Annotated in this window: 13 protein-coding genes; 11 read left to right on the forward strand and 2 right to left on the reverse strand. The window is 66.0% G+C overall.

Going from position 1 to position 13,090, the window contains the following annotated elements; genetic code table 11:
- Positions 1-10 precede the first annotated feature (10 nt).
- Genes ASG86_RS08845 through ASG86_RS08870 form a run of 7 tightly spaced genes read left to right on the forward strand, consistent with a single transcriptional unit; the run spans position 11 to position 7,418 of the window.
- Positions 11-1,453 (forward strand): DUF3375 domain-containing protein, encoded by a 1,443-nt coding sequence (locus tag ASG86_RS08845; protein ID WP_056332645.1) that lies wholly within the window; start codon positions 11-13, stop codon positions 1,451-1,453.
- Positions 1,450-2,091, forward strand: coding sequence for a DUF4194 domain-containing protein (locus tag ASG86_RS08850; RefSeq protein ID WP_056332648.1), 642 nt, complete (start codon positions 1,450-1,452; stop codon positions 2,089-2,091). Before ASG86_RS08845 ends, ASG86_RS08850 begins: the two co-directional genes overlap by 4 nt.
- Before the next feature lie 2 nt (positions 2,092-2,093).
- A complete protein-coding gene (locus tag ASG86_RS08855; RefSeq protein ID WP_056332651.1) occupies positions 2,094-2,855 on the forward strand; it encodes an ATP-binding protein in 762 nt (253 codons plus the stop codon).
- Positions 2,801-5,494: an ATP-binding protein gene (locus tag ASG86_RS08860; RefSeq protein ID WP_056332656.1), complete on the forward strand. Its 2,694-nt coding sequence runs from the start codon at positions 2,801-2,803 to the stop codon at positions 5,492-5,494. Before ASG86_RS08855 ends, ASG86_RS08860 begins: the two co-directional genes overlap by 55 nt.
- On the forward strand, positions 5,484-6,845 hold the full coding sequence (locus tag ASG86_RS08865; RefSeq protein ID WP_056332661.1) for a Wadjet anti-phage system protein JetD domain-containing protein: 1,362 nt from the start codon (positions 5,484-5,486) through the stop codon (positions 6,843-6,845). Before ASG86_RS08860 ends, ASG86_RS08865 begins: the two co-directional genes overlap by 11 nt.
- Positions 6,805-7,014 carry a prevent-host-death protein antitoxin of TAS system gene (locus ASG86_RS20135; protein ID WP_235565144.1) on the forward strand — a complete coding sequence of 70 codons (210 nt, stop codon included), beginning with the start codon at positions 6,805-6,807 and terminating at the stop codon, positions 7,012-7,014. Before ASG86_RS08865 ends, ASG86_RS20135 begins: the two co-directional genes overlap by 41 nt.
- A complete protein-coding gene (locus ASG86_RS08870; protein WP_056332665.1) occupies positions 7,011-7,418 on the forward strand; it encodes a type II toxin-antitoxin system VapC family toxin in 408 nt (135 codons plus the stop codon). Before ASG86_RS20135 ends, ASG86_RS08870 begins: the two co-directional genes overlap by 4 nt.
- Here ASG86_RS08870 and ASG86_RS08875 read toward each other — a convergent pair.
- Together ASG86_RS08875 and ASG86_RS08880 are read right to left on the reverse strand one after the other, a co-directional pair.
- Complete coding sequence (locus tag ASG86_RS08875) at positions 7,415-7,915, reverse strand: SRPBCC family protein (RefSeq protein WP_056332668.1); 501 nt, start codon at positions 7,913-7,915, stop codon at positions 7,415-7,417. The two genes, ASG86_RS08870 and ASG86_RS08875, sit on opposite strands and share 4 nt — an antisense overlap.
- Positions 7,916-7,935: 20 nt before the next feature.
- Complete coding sequence (locus ASG86_RS08880) at positions 7,936-8,673, reverse strand: mycothiol-dependent nitroreductase Rv2466c family protein (protein WP_056332671.1); 738 nt, start codon at positions 8,671-8,673, stop codon at positions 7,936-7,938.
- Positions 8,674-8,917: 244 nt separating this feature from the next.
- Here ASG86_RS08880 and ASG86_RS08885 point away from each other — a divergent pair, with 244 nt between their 5' ends.
- The 4 genes from ASG86_RS08885 to ASG86_RS08900 all read left to right on the forward strand — a co-directional run bounded on the left by ASG86_RS08885 (position 8,918) and on the right by ASG86_RS08900 (position 13,026).
- Positions 8,918-9,907: a 2-keto-3-deoxygluconate permease gene (locus ASG86_RS08885; RefSeq protein ID WP_056332674.1), complete on the forward strand. Its 990-nt coding sequence runs from the start codon at positions 8,918-8,920 to the stop codon at positions 9,905-9,907.
- Positions 9,904-11,106 carry a four-carbon acid sugar kinase family protein gene (locus tag ASG86_RS08890; RefSeq protein WP_056332678.1) on the forward strand — a complete coding sequence of 401 codons (1,203 nt, stop codon included), beginning with the start codon at positions 9,904-9,906 and terminating at the stop codon, positions 11,104-11,106. The genes ASG86_RS08885 and ASG86_RS08890 overlap by 4 nt, the downstream gene beginning before the upstream one ends.
- On the forward strand, positions 11,106-12,110 hold the full coding sequence (gene pdxA / locus ASG86_RS08895; protein ID WP_056332681.1) for a 4-hydroxythreonine-4-phosphate dehydrogenase PdxA: 1,005 nt from the start codon (positions 11,106-11,108) through the stop codon (positions 12,108-12,110). The genes ASG86_RS08890 and pdxA overlap by 1 nt, the downstream gene beginning before the upstream one ends.
- 142 nt (positions 12,111-12,252) lie before the next feature.
- A complete protein-coding gene (locus ASG86_RS08900) occupies positions 12,253-13,026 on the forward strand; it encodes a DeoR/GlpR family DNA-binding transcription regulator (protein WP_056332684.1) in 774 nt (257 codons plus the stop codon).
- Positions 13,027-13,090 lie beyond the last annotated feature (64 nt).

A 13,090-nucleotide genomic window follows, 5' to 3' on the forward strand; every position in this document is an offset into this window, starting at 1 on the left:
CGGGAACCGAATGGACTTCTACGCCATCAACTCCCTGCGGGACAACCATGCAGGCTGGTCGCTCCTCCGCGCCCAGAACGCCCCGCTGGCCCTGGCGTTCTTCATGGCTGCCTTCACCGGGCCCAACCAGCGCAACCTGGGCCGGCAGGAACTCATCGACGTCCTGGATGACGTGCTGTTCGGGCTGCGGGACAGCGAAGGCGAAGACAGATTCCCCCGGTCCGCAGGCGAATACCTGGACGATTGGGCGGCGGACGAGCGCAAATGGCTGCGGAAGTACTACGTCCCGGGCGAGGACGAGCCGCATTACGACCTCACAGCGGCTGCAGAGGACGTGGTCCGCTGGGTGGAGACACTCCGCGGCCGGGATTTCGTGGCTACCCAGTCCCGGCTGACCAGCATCTTTGCCGTGCTCAAGCAGCTGGTACAGCAGTCGGAAACAGACCCGGAGGTCAGGCTGGCGGAACTGCAGCGCCAGCGGGATGGGATCGACGCCGAGATGCAGCGGATCAGGGACGGCAACATTCGCGTCATGACCGCCCCGGAGGCCCTGGACCACCTGCAGCAGCTCACCGCCCTGGCCCGGGACCTCCTGTCCGATTTCCGCGAAGTCGAGCAGAACTTCCGGAAGCTCGACCGGCAGGTGCGCGAGCAGATCGCCACGTGGGTGGGCACTCAGGGCGAACTGCTCGAATCGATCTTCGACAACCAGCAGGACATCAGCAGCTCCCTGCAGGGCCGCACCTTCCAGGGCTTCTGGGACTACCTCATGTCACCGACGATGCGATCGGAACTGCAGGACCTGCTGCACCGGGCCACCCAGATTGAAGCGCTGGCCGGCAGCGACAGCCTGCATGCCGTGGCCAATCTGCACCAGGACTGGCTGCCCGCCGTCGAACAGACCCAGGCCACCGTCCGCCAGCTCTCCCAGCAGATGCGCCGGCTGCTCGATGACAAGGTGTTCCTCGAAAACAAGCGCATCATGCAGCTGATCAGAAGCATCGAATCCGCCGCGCTGGGCACCCGGGAGGCACCGCCGTCGGGCGCTTTCATGGAGATTGAGGCGCCCTCCGTGGACGTGGTGCTGCCGTTCGAACGGCCGCTGTACGAGCCCAGCCGCAAGGTGACAGTTGAGGACAGCGTGGAGAACGCCGAGGACCTGGACGTGGATGCGGGCGCCCTGTTCAACCAGTTCTTTGTGGACAAGGAACGCCTGAAGGCCAACATCGATGCCGTGCTGGCTGAGGCCGACCAGGCAACCCTCGTGGAAATTACCGAGAAGCACCCGCTCTCCCAAGGGCTGGCCGAAGTGGTGGCCTACTACCAGCTGGCCACCGAGTCGGACTGGGCCACCATCAATCCAGAGCAGTCCCAGCACCTGTCCTGGCGGCTGCCGGACGGCAGTGTCCGCGAAGCCACCATCGAACAGATCATCTTCGGAAGGCCGGCATGAACCCCGCCACTGATACGGAAACCCGCACGCCCGAGGAACTTCCCGCCGTCGTCACCCGGATGTTCAAGGGCGTTCTGAATGCGGAGGACGACGAGAAGGTGTGGCAGTCCCTGCTCGGCCTGACCTCGCAGGTGCGCGATTACGTCTCCGTGCTGGGCCTGGACCTGGTCCTCGATGAGGCCGAAGGCTACGCGTTCCTCCGCTCCAAGGACGATCCGGACAGCACGCTCCCACGGCTCATCGCACGCCGCACGTTGACATTCAACGTCAGCCTGCTGCTGGCCCTGCTCCGCCGCCGGATGATGGAGTTCGACATCAACAGCAGCGAAGTCCGGCTCATCATGACGGGGCAGGAAATCGCGGACATGGTGGCGGTCTTCCTGCCGGAGTCCAGCAACGAGGCCAAGGTCCTGGACCGGCTGGGCACGGACATCAAGAAGGTGGTGGAGCTCGGTTTCCTCCGCAGGCTCAAGGGGCAGCAGGACACCTTCGAGGTGGCGAGAATCCTCAAGGCGTACGTGGATGCGCAGTGGCTTGAGGAGTTCGACGCGCGGCTGTCCGACTACAAGGCAACACTCGCCGGCGAGCCGCTGGCCGGCGAGCGCCAGGCAGCACCAGCCGTTGGGGAGGGCAAGTGACGATGGACCTGGGCGCGGACCTGCAGGAGAGCTTGTTCAGCCTGGACGAGACAGCGGACGACGCCGGCACTCCGCCAGGATTCCGGCTACACCGTTTGGAGTTGCTCAACTGGGGCACATTCCACCAGGGCGTGCGCACGTTCCGGCTGGACGGGGCCAACAGCCTGCTCACCGGCGACATCGGTTCCGGCAAGTCCACGGTGGTGGATGCGATCACCACGTTGCTGCTGCCCGCGCACAAGATCGAGTACAACAAGGCAGCCGGGGCGCAGAAGAAGGAACGGTCGCTCACCTCCTACGTCCGCGGCTTCCACAAAAGCGCCCGGAGCACCGGCGGGGAGTACTCGAAGCCGGTGGCCCTGCGCGGGACCGGCCAGCTGACCGTGGTGCTGGGTGTCTTCCGCAACGCCGTGCTGGGCAAGTGGGTTACTTTGGGCATCACCTTGTGGGCCGCGCAGGAGGCCGGGACGCCCAACCGGTTTTACTCGCTCGCCGAAGCCGAGCAGTCCATCGCCGCGGACTTCAGCAGCTTCGGCCAGGACCCGCTGAAGCTGAAGAAGAAGCTCCGGGCAGCAGGCGCAGCTGTCCATGACACCTTTGACCCGTATTCTGCGGCGTTTAAACGGCACTTCGGGATCAGCGGCAACCAGGCCATGGAGCTGTTCCACCGCACCGTGTCCATGAAGCAGGTGGAAAACATACCTCGTTCGTGCGCAGCAACATGCTCGAGGAGGACGACGTTGCCGCCCGGATCACCAACCTGATCCACCACTTTGACGACCTGAAGAAAGCCCACGACGCCGTCCTCACCGCCAAGGACCAGATCACGCTGCTGACTCCCATCAGGGAGGGCGCCGCGCAGCATGCAAAGGTCAGCGCCGAGGATGAAATGGCCCGCAAACAGCGGGACCAGCTGCACCCATGGTTCACCGACCGGAAACTGCAGCTGAGCCTGGAACACCAGGCCGAGCTTGAGCGGACGGGCGTGCGGCTGCAGGAGGACTCGGAGCGGCTCAACGGCGAGGTCAAGCAGCTGCGGCGGGACCTCGCCGGGGTGGAGGAGGACATCCGCACCAACGGCGGCGGCAGGCTGGCAGCGATCGACGCCGACCTGGCCGCCCTGGCCGCCAAGTCCAGTCAGCAGCGGCAGCGGTTCGAGGCCTACTCCGCCGCCGCGGCGGAGCTCGGTCTGCAGGCTCCCGAGGACCGGGTCGTGTTTGATGCCAACCGGGCACGCCTCGCGGAGGTGGAGCAGGGCCTGGCCGGCCGCTCGGACGCGCTGCAGGAGGACCGCACCGCCCTGTCCATCCAGGAGTCGGAGCTTCGGGCCAAGGCCGCGGAGATCGCCGCGGAACTGACCAGCCTGCAGGCCCGGCGCAACCTGATCCCGCTTCCCCAGCTGGACATCCGCCGCCGTCTCTGTGAGGGAACAGGTATCAAAGACAGCGAGCTTGCCTACGTTGGCGAGTTGCTCAAGGTCCGTGACGGTGAGGCCGCGTGGGAGGGTGCGGCGGAACGGACGCTGCGTGGATTCGCGCTCTCGCTCCTGGTGCCCGCCGAGCACTATGCCGATGTCAGCACGTGGGTGGACGCCAACAATCTGCGTGGCCGGCTGGTCTATCTGCGGGTCGGAGACTCGCACACGCCCAAGGCTGCCGAACCCGGGACGCTGGCTGCGAAGATCGCCATCAAGCAGGGCACTCCGTTCCGGGACTTCCTGCACGATGAGCTCAGCAGCAGGTACGACTACTACTGCTGTGAGAGCCTGGCGGAGTTCCGGCGCTACCCCAAGGCACTGACGGTCAACGGCCAGCTCAAGGGCGGCCGCGGACGGCACGAGAAGGATGACCGCAAGGACCTGGCGGACAGGCGCAATTACGTGCTGGGCTGGGACAACCACGAAAAGATCGCCCGCTTCCGCACCGAGCAGGATGAGGTACAGGGCAAGCTGAAGGTGGTGGCGGGGCAGCTGGACCGGGTCAACCGTGAGCTGGGGGCGCTTGGCCGGCACAACCAGCAGCTTGGCATCGTCCGGTCCGTGAACGAGTTCGGCGAGATCAGCTGGCAGGCCACGGCCCGCAGCATCGAGGACCTCAAGGTGGAGAAGCGCGCGCTGGAAACCACCAGCGACGTCCTGCAGCAGCTGATGGCCAAACAGCAGCAGGTCACGGGCCAACTGGAGCGGCTGGAGGACAAGGCGGGCAAGCTGCAGCAGCGCCTCGGTGCCAACGAGAAGGACGCACGGGACATCACCGAGGCGATCGAGGAGTGCCGCGCTGTCCTCGCTGAGACGCCCGTGACGGACGACGGCGGGGTGCTGGCCGCCGTCGGACGCCTCGCCGAAGAAGCGCTCGGCGACAAGCCGCTTACGTACAAGAACACCGCCACCCTGGAAAGCGCGGTGCGGAACGGCCTGACGGACAGGATCGACGCGTTGTCCAAGCGGATCGCCCGGGCGGCTGAAAGCACGGTCCGGCAGATGGCTGAATTCCGCAACAAGTACCCCAACGAGACCACGGACTTCGATGCGTCGCTGGAGGCTGCGCCGGATTACACTCGGCTGCTGGAGCAGCTGGTGGGCAACGACCTGCCGCGGTTCGAGGATCAGTTCAAGGACCTGTTGAACCGGAACACCATCCGCGAGGTGGTGGCCTTCAATGCGTACCTGGACGGCCGGCGGCAGGACATCATTACCCGGATCGGCGAGATCAACCAGTCGCTGGCGGGCATTCCGTACAACACGGGGCGGCACATCCAGCTGGAGCAGCAGGCAACGGCGGACCAGGATGTCCGGGAGTTCGGCAGCGATCTGCGGGCCTGCTCGGAAGGCACCATCGGGGACGAGGACCAGTACTCGGAGCAGAAATACCTGCAGGTGGAGCGGCTGATCGACCGGTTCCGCGGACGGGAGGGTCTCACCGACCTGGACCGGAGGTGGACCGCGAAGGTGACCGATGTACGCAACTGGTTCACGTTCTCGGCCTCTGAGAAGTGGACCGAAACCGGCGAGGAATATGAGCACTTCACGGATTCCGGCGGCAAATCCGGCGGGCAGAAGGAGAAGCTGGCGTACACCATTCTGGCGGCGGCGCTGGCGTTCCAGTTTGGGCTGGGTTCGGGCAAGGGTGCGGGCAGGAACGTCGGCAGTGGGCGGAGTTTCCGGTTTGTGGTGATTGACGAGGCGTTCGGGCGCGGCTCGGACGAGTCGGCCCGTTACGGGCTGGAGCTGTTCCAGCGGATGAAGCTGCAGCTGCTGATCGTCACTCCCCTGCAGAAGATCCATGTGATCGAGCCGTTCGTCTCGCATGTGGGGTTTGTGGCGAACACGAACGGCGACGATTCACAGCTGCGGAACCTGACCATCCAGGAGTACCGCGAGGAGAAGGACCGGCGTGGCCGCTAAGTCGTGGACTTCGCTGGCCGGCCTGCGGGCGCAGTCGCTGAAGGGATGGACCAGCGGGGCGCTGCTGCGGGAGCCGTTGGAGCCGTCCGGGGCGTATCCGCGGCGGCGCCCTCTGAAGCGTCCGACGGCGGCGGAACTGCTAGGTGATTATGCTGCGGTCCGGGGCTGGGCGGCTGAGCTTACTGCCGGGGCCGGTGCGTATTCGCTGGAGACGGTGGAGCTGGGTCAGCGGACCGTCGGGTCCAACCGGATTCCGGCTGCTGCCGTGTTTTCCACGGTGGAGGACGAGATTGCCTTTGTCGGGAAGGCACGGGAGGCTGCACGTTTTCGTGCTCTTGCCGGCAGCCTTGGGAACCTGGATCCGCTGCTGGTGGAGTGGGCGTCGCGGCGCCCTCTGAAGCTCCTTGAACTGGGATCCGATGCGTTGCTTGCTGCACGGGTTGCACTGTTGCTGAACGACAACCCGTCGCCGGGGATTTACGTCCGGCAACTGGGTTTGCCAGGGGTGCATACGAAGTTCATCGAACGGCACCGGCAGGTCATCGACCAGCTGCTGGCCACTGTTGCGGCGGTGCCCGTACCTTCTGAAGCGGTGGGTCCGGCGACTGGCCTGGAGGCTGCCCAATCAGACGCCGCTTTGGAAAGCGGGGCCGGCCGCACACCCGCGGCCCGCTTTGCCCGGCGGCACGGCTTCCTCCATCCGCCCGAGCTGGTCCGGTTCCGGATTTTGGACCCTGCCATTGAGGTCCTTGGCCCGGCTCAGGACATCACGGTGACAGCAGAGGCGTTCGGTTCCTTAACTCTGCCGGTGGAGAAGGTGATTGCCACGGAGAACCAGGTCAACTTCCTCGCCCTGCCTGAGCAGGCCGGAACGTTGGCGCTTTACGGCGGCGGCTATGGTTTCTCATCGTTGCGCGATGCAACATGGCTGCGGGCTTGCCGGGTCCTCTATTGGGGTGACATCGACACCCATGGCTTCCGGATCCTGGACCAGTTGCGGGCAGTCCATCCGCACGTCGAGAGTGTGCTCATGGACGAGGAAACATTCCTCGCCCACCGCGAGGCCTGGAGCGGGGAATCGGGACCTTCACGGGCTGCACTCACGCGGCTGACCAGAGCTGAGTCGGAACTTTACGAAGCACTGGGCAACGACACCTACGGAGCAAGTGTTCGATTGGAGCAGGAGCTGATCCATTGGGATTGGGCCCTCAGGCGACTGAGACTCAGTGCTACGATTGCTACGGAGGTCCGCCATGACAACTATCCCCCACCGGGAGTTACGCAACCAGAGCAGCAAGATCCTGGAGCGGGTGAAAAACGGCGAAACCATCGACGTTACGAACAATGGTGAAGTAGCAGCCACCCTGATCCCGCCTGCAGCCTCGCCCTTCGAGCGTCTACTGCTCTCCGGCAGCGTTCGGCAGGCATCACAGCATCCGGTCGACTTCCAGTTGCTTGAACGAGTGACGCCTGATGTCAGCACGGCAGAAATGCTCGCTGACCTCCGCGGCGACCGGTGATCATATACCTAGATACTTCAGCCGCCCTCAAGCTGGTGGTCGAGGAACCTGAATCCCGGCTACTGGCCGAATTCCTCTCAGCAGCCGCGCATCGGGGCGACCGGCTTGTCGCCTCGATGCTCCTCTACACAGAACTGCACTGCGTCGCTAACCGCCGCGGCCTGCCGCCCGAATTGGTCAACGCCGTCCTGGACGGAGTCAATCTGGTGGACGTGACGCGCTCAGACCTTTTGTATGCGGCCGCGCTGCCAGGAAAATTGCGCAGCGCCGACGCGATTCACCTCACCACTGCGATCAGACTTGAATCCCAGACCCTGGTCGCGTTCGACAAGGAACTCGTGCGGGCAGCGACTCAAGCAGGACTTCATGCGCTCTCCCCGGGAGGCAGCAGGTCCGAGTCCTAGGACCTGACTTCCTTGTTTGCCTCGCTGGACTCAGCGATCCGCTTGATCGCGGCGAGCGTTTTAGGAATGCCGTCCAGCGCCTGCCGGGTGCGGTCGGCGATCTGCGCATCAGCCTCAGCACCGTACTTCTCCCTGAACATCGCTATCCCGTCCGGCAGAAATTCCCAGGACTCGCTAAGGATGGTGCCTGAGTCTGACGGGGTGAGGGTGAAGCCCCAGCGGACAAACTTGCCGCCCACCACCCAGGCGAACTCGCGGCCGCGCTCGGCCGCCACCACCTGGGACCGGGTTTCCCAAGTCCGGTTGGGGAGCTCATTGCGCCCGGTGAACCAGGCACCAGCCTGGCCTGCGGTCTCTTCGTCGTCCCACCAGCACGAAGTGCACACCGGGCTCCACTCACCGGTCCGGGTGATGTCGGAGACCAAGTCGTAAAGTGTCTCGGCTGATGCTTCGACGGTGACGGATTCCTGGTGCTGGCGGATGCTGGCCTGGTTCATGGCTCCATCCTTACAGAGTGTCACTTCTTCTGCCTCCGGCTGCCGCCGTGCCAGTCCTCCTGCTGACCCACCGCACCGGTGGTGACCCCGAGGGCAGGAAGCTGCGGCCGCTCACGCAGGCTTCGCTTGAGCTCCGCGAAACCGGGGAACCGCGCCAGCCCCACCACGTGGTCCCACAGCTCGCCGGCCTCCTGTTCGTCCGGCAGCCGGCTGATCACCGGCCCGAAGAAGGCCACTCCGGCCGGCGGCTCGAAGTGGATGATGGGTGTGCCTACGTCCTTGCCCGTCAGCGCCAGCGCCTCATCCGTCTCCTGCCGGATCTCAGGGTCCCAGGAGTCGTCGTTGAGGGCGTCCGCGAGCGCCAGGGGCAGTCCGGCCTGGGCGAGGATCGGCTCCACGAATTCACGGGTCCCCCGCCGCTCACGCACCTCACCTTCGGTGCGCGTCTCTTCAGGGTCCGGGGCGGCCTCGAAGATGTGGGACCCGAATGCCTCGTACAACCTGGCGATCGCCTCGCGGCCGTGCTCAGCCCGTGCCCGCGCCGCGACCCGCAGAAGCCGGAGCCCGGCGGTATGGCCGGCCTCGTACTCCGGCGGGAACTGCGCGTCATAGTCCACCGCGGAGTTGATCAGGCGCAACGAGATGAACCGCCAGTCCACGGTGTACTCGCGCTGCGCTTGAACCTGGCGGACCCACTTGCTGGTCATCCAGGCAAACGGGCAGACGGGGTCGAAATAGAAGTTGATGTCAGCATCCACCCATCCACCTTTACACGGGGGTGCTGACGAACGTCCATTCACGCCCGGGACGTGGCGGCTTCCTCGGCGGGTCCGGCCTGCCGGGATTTCACGGACGGCGGCGGGAGGGCGGCTTCCGCAAGAACGCTTATTGCGCGTTTCACGCACAGGCACTTGCGCTAAATGCGCAACGCGTCATATGATCTACATCATGCTTCGAGCCAAGTGCTCGGCCCCTCTCCCCCAACAACAATGAGGTTGCTACATGTCTGTCCCCATCAAGGCCACCATGGAAAAAGTCCCTGGCGGCATGATGCTGATCCCCCTGCTCATCGGCGCCGTCCTGGGCACCTTCGCACCGGATTCGGCCAAATTCTTCGGCTCCTTCACTGGCGCGCTCTTCACCGGCGGCACCACGATCCTTGCGGTGTTCTACGTCTGCATGGGCGCCAGCATTGATATCAAGGCCACCCCGTACATCCTGAAAAAGGGCGGCGTCCTCTTCGGCAGCAAGGTCCTGTTCGCCATCATCATCGGCGTCATAGCCGGCAGGTTCATGGGCGAGCTCCCCATCGACGGTGGAATCCTGAGCGGCCTGTCAGTCCTGGCCATCCTGGCAGCCCTGAATGACACCAACGGCGGCATGTACATGGCCCTCATGGGCCAGTACGGCAAGCCCAAGGACGTGGCGGCCTACTCCGTCATGACGCTGGAATCCGGCCCCTTCCTGACCATGGTGACCCTCGGCGTCGCCGGTCTGTCCGCCTTCCCGTGGCAGGCCCTGGTGGGCGCCATCATCCCCCTGCTCCTCGGTGCCATCCTCGGCGCCCTGGACCCGGCCATGCGCAAGTTCCTCTCCTCCGCGGCCCCCGTCCTGATTCCGTTCTTCGCCCTCGCGCTTGGCTTCGGCCTGAACCTGGGACAGGTAGTCAACGCGGGCCTGCTCGGAGTGGCGCTCGGCCTGTTCGTGCTGATCGCCGGCGGCGCCGTGCTCTTCTTCGCAGACAAGCTGACCGGGGGCTCCGGCATTGCCGGCCTGGCGGCAGCCACCACCGCGGGCAACGCAGCCACCGTTCCCATGCTGGTGGCCGCAGCCAACCCCGCCTACGCTCCCGCAGCGGGACCCGCCACCGTGCTGGTTGCCGCGTCCGTGGTGGTCACCGCCATTGGCTGCCCCCTCATGGTCGCTTGGTACGCTAAGCGCCTGAAAGCCAAGCAGACCGTGCAAACTCCTGAGGTGTCCCGAGCAGTATGAACACCACCGCAGCCATGCGCTGGGCGATCATCGCCGACGACCTGACGGGAGCGGCGGATGCGGCCGCTCCCTACGGGCCCACGCACAGCAGTTCCGTCGTCCTCGACGTCGACAGCACGTGGCCCGACGCCCAGATCCTTTCGGTCAACACCGAGAGCCGTTACCTGGCGCCGGCGGAAGCAGCCAGAGCCGTTACGACGGCGGCAGACCGGGCCCTGCATCAGCACCGGCGGGTCTTCAAGAAGATTGATTCGCTGTTGCGCGGCAACGTGGGCGTGGAAGTTGCGGCCACCTTGGCGCGGCTCACGCAGGGCGGCGGCAAGGGCCTGGCAGTGGTGGCTCCGGCGTTCCCGGGGACGGGAAGGACCACCCTGGGCGGCATCGTCCACGTCAACGGTGTCCCCCACACGGCAGGGAATTTCGACGGCGACGTGGCGGCGGCACTTGCGGCCGGCGACCTCACCGCCGAAGTAGCGGAAACCAGCGGACGCACGCCGGAGGAACTGGCGCGGCACCTGCGGGACGTGCAGAACCGCGGGATTGACGCCGTCGTACTGGACGCCGTTTCCGACACCGATCTGGAGGCCATCGCGGCCGCTGCGGACCTGCTGGACTTTCCGGTGCTCCTTGTCGGTTCGGGCGGCCTGGCGGGGCACATCGCGCCCCGCGAAGAAGGTGCAGCTGCGCGAAATGCGCAGGCACGGCGCGTCAGCCGGACCCTGACCGTGATCGGCAGCTACTCCGGCTTGGCGCGGCAGCAGACCGATGCGCTGGTGGCGGCCGGCGCCGAACACATCACCCTGGACCACGCCACCCTGGATGACACGTTGGTTCCGCGCCTGGTTGCCCAGGCGATGGCGCGGACGGACGTCGTGCTGACGCCCGACCCCATGGGCGCCGTGGACAAGTCGCAGGCACTTGTGGTGGCGGAGGCTTTGGCCCGGGCCACCGCTGCCGGCATCGGGCACTGCGACGCCCTGGTCCTCACCGGCGGGGAAACGGCCACGGCCGTCCTGAAAGCCCTCGGCGCAGGCAGCTTCACCGTCCTCGGGGAGATTGAGCCCGGCGTCGTGATGAGCCTGCTGCCGAAGCCACTCCCCCTGCTGGTCACCAAGGCCGGCGCGTTCGGGGACGCCGGCACGCTGGCCCGGACCACACGATTTCTTACTGGAACCACGACTGAAATGAGTATCAAATAATGGGACGCCCGATTGTTGCCATCACCATGGGCGATGCGGCCGGCATTGGCCCGGAGATCATCGTCAAGGCCCTTGCTGACGCGGAGCTCCGGTCGAAGGCACGCATGCTGGTCATCGGCGACCTCCGCCGGCTGCAGCTCGCCGCGGACATCGTGGCCAGCCCGCTGACCCTGCGCAAGGTCGCCGAGCCGTCGGAGGCCCTGTTCGACGAGGGCACCATCGACGTGCTGGACATCGACTGCATCCCTGAGGACCTCGCGTGGGGCGAGTTGTCCGCCGCAGCCGGACACGGCTCCTTCCTCTTCATCGAGAAGGCAGTCCAGCTGGCCATGGACAAGCAGGTGGACGCCATCTGCACCGGGCCGCTGAACAAGGCTGCGCTGCACGCCGCCGGCCACAAGTTCCCCGGCCACACCGAACTCCTCGCCGAGCTGACCGGCACCGAGGAAGTGTCCATGATGCTGACAGCGCCCAAGATGCGCGTCATCCACGTGACCACCCACATCGGCCTGATTGATGCCATCGCCAAGATCAATGGGGACCTGGTGTACCGGACCATCAAGCGCGGCTATGAACTGCTGCGGGCCTCCGGCATCGAGAACCCGCGGATTGCCGTGTGCGCCATCAACCCGCACGCAGGCGAGAACGGGCTGTTCGGCTACGGCGAGGAATCAGAGAAAATCCAGCCCGGCATCGAGAAGGCCCAGGCGGACGGCATCAACGCCTTCGGCCCGCTCCCGGCGGACACCCTGTTCTTCCTTGCCGGCCGCGGCGACTTCGACCTGGTGGTGGCGCAGTACCACGACCAGGGCCACGGCCCGGTGAAGGTCCTGGGCCTGGAGAACGGCGTGAACATCACCGTGGGTCTGCCCGTGGTGCGCACGTCCGTGGACCACGGCACTGCCTTCGACATCGCCGGGAAGAACATCGCGGACCACGAGTCGCTGCTGGAGGCGCTGCGGCAGGCAGTGGACCTGGCGCCGGCACGCGAAGAGGCTCCCTGATCGCTTTAGAAAGTGGAACGGCCGGTCAGCGTAATGTTGCTGGCCGGCCGTTGTGCTGAGTCCTGGCTGCACGGGTGTTGCCGGGGCCGGAACTAGCATGGGTAGCACTGCCACCGCCATGCCCACGGGAAGGAGACCGGGAATGCTGAGCGCAAACGCGCGGCGCGAGGAGATCTACCACCTTGCCGTGACCACCGGCCTCGCCTCCGTGGAGGAACTCTCCGCCCGGTTCGAGGTGACCGCGTCCACCATCCGCCGGGACCTGGCTTTGCTGAACGGGCAGGGCAGGTTGGCCCGCACCTACGGCGGCGCCATGGCCCTCGGCGCGCACCCGGAGGCGTCGCTGCGGCAGCGCACCGGCGAGGCGTTCGAGCAGAAGCACGCGATCGCCCGCTGGGCCGCGGCAGTGATCCGGCCCGGGGAGAACATCCTGCTCGACGCCGGGTCCACCGTGGGTGCCTTGGCCCACGAACTGCGCGGGTTTGAGAAGTTGTCCGTGACAACGCCGGGCATCAACACCATGCAGGAACTCGCCGAGTCCGAGGGCATCGAGGTGGACTGCCTGGGCGGCCGGCTGCGCAGCCTGTCGCAGAGTTTTGTGGGGCCGCTGGCCGAGGCCGCGCTGGAGCGGATGAGCTTCGACCGGGTGTTCCTGGGCGCGGACGCCGTCACCGCCGAGGACGGCATCTGCGAAGCCGACCACGCCCAGACCCGGCTCAAGGAGCTCATGGCCCGGCGGGGCCGCTCCGTTTATGTTTTGGCGGACTCCTCCAAGCTCGGCCTGCGGCCCTTCCACGCCTGGGCGCGGCTGGCCCTGCCCTGGACCTTGGTGACGGACGACGGCGCGGACCCCCAGCAAGTGCAGAAGTTCCGCGACGCGGGGGTACAGGTTGAGGTGGCTGCGGTCAGCGCGTAAGCCGCACCGCCTCCACGATGCCCCCGGCGCACAGCAGATGTCCTCTTAGGTGGGCCCCGCGCAG

The sequence above is a fragment of the Arthrobacter sp. Soil764 genome (genome assembly GCF_001428075.1).
Lineage (GTDB): Bacteria > Actinomycetota > Actinomycetes > Actinomycetales > Micrococcaceae > Arthrobacter.

Bases quoted from the DNA above. Each gene is read 5' to 3' on its own strand.
- ASG86_RS08890 (WP_056332678.1), top strand. From the start codon at position 9,904: ATGAACACCACCGCAGCCATGCGCTGGGCGATCATCGCCGACGACCTG.
- ASG86_RS08855 (WP_056332651.1), top strand. From the start codon at position 2,094: ATGGACCTGGGCGCGGACCTGCAGGAGAGCTTGTTCAGCCTGGACGAG.
- ASG86_RS08845 (WP_056332645.1), top strand. From the start codon at position 11: ATGGACTTCTACGCCATCAACTCCCTGCGGGACAACCATGCAGGCTGG.
- ASG86_RS08885 (WP_056332674.1), top strand. From the start codon at position 8,918: ATGTCTGTCCCCATCAAGGCCACCATGGAAAAAGTCCCTGGCGGCATG.
- ASG86_RS08900 (WP_056332684.1), top strand. From the start codon at position 12,253: ATGCTGAGCGCAAACGCGCGGCGCGAGGAGATCTACCACCTTGCCGTG.
- pdxA (WP_056332681.1), top strand. From the start codon at position 11,106: ATGGGACGCCCGATTGTTGCCATCACCATGGGCGATGCGGCCGGCATT.
- ASG86_RS08875 (WP_056332668.1), bottom strand. From the start codon at position 7,915: ATGAACCAGGCCAGCATCCGCCAGCACCAGGAATCCGTCACCGTCGAA.
- ASG86_RS08850 (WP_056332648.1), top strand. From the start codon at position 1,450: ATGAACCCCGCCACTGATACGGAAACCCGCACGCCCGAGGAACTTCCC.